We start from the raw sequence: 472 nt of genomic DNA, 5'->3' as shown, positions 1-472 counted from the left end.
GCACAATGCGGTAACAGCCGGTTTCAACGTCTTCTACTTTTACATAGATGGCTTCTACTGCCGGTGAAGCAACGTTGCTGTAGGCAGCCGGGGTGGCGATCGCACCGGTGCCGGCTACGGCATCGGCATAGCTGTGGTAAAAGCTTACCGCTACACCAGGGGCATCCCCTGTAATGTAAGGGATGGTGCTGGTAAGGTCAAATTCCTCAATGCCGTCGTTAAGGGTTTCTTCGTCGCAAAGGCTGTAGGGCAGCGGAGGGTTAGCTACCGGCAGCGGGTTTACAACCAGCGCCAGTTCCACCACGTCAAAACAGCCCGTGGCATTGTTGGTTACCGTTATCCATACCGGGCCGCTCTGCGATGGGTAGGCCGAAGGGGTACTTATCGGGGTGCCGCCGTTCTCAGCAGCGTTCTCCGTCTGGTAATAGTTTACGCTGTATTGTGCAGGGTCCATCGTGTTAAGCACGGTTGG

The 472-nt window shown here is 55.9% G+C and carries 1 pseudogene; it reads right to left on the bottom strand.

Going from position 1 to position 472, the window contains the following annotated elements:
- A pseudogene (locus ACLI09_RS18055) lies at window positions 1-472 on the bottom strand (hypothetical protein); the annotation flags it as partial.

Origin of the sequence: Flavobacterium sp. RHBU_24 (genome assembly GCF_046613695.1) — a bacterium.
Classification (GTDB): Bacteria; Bacteroidota; Bacteroidia; order Flavobacteriales; family Flavobacteriaceae; genus Flavobacterium.
Note: the sequence above shows the minus strand (reverse complement) of the source record. Positions and strands in the feature narration are given on the sequence as shown.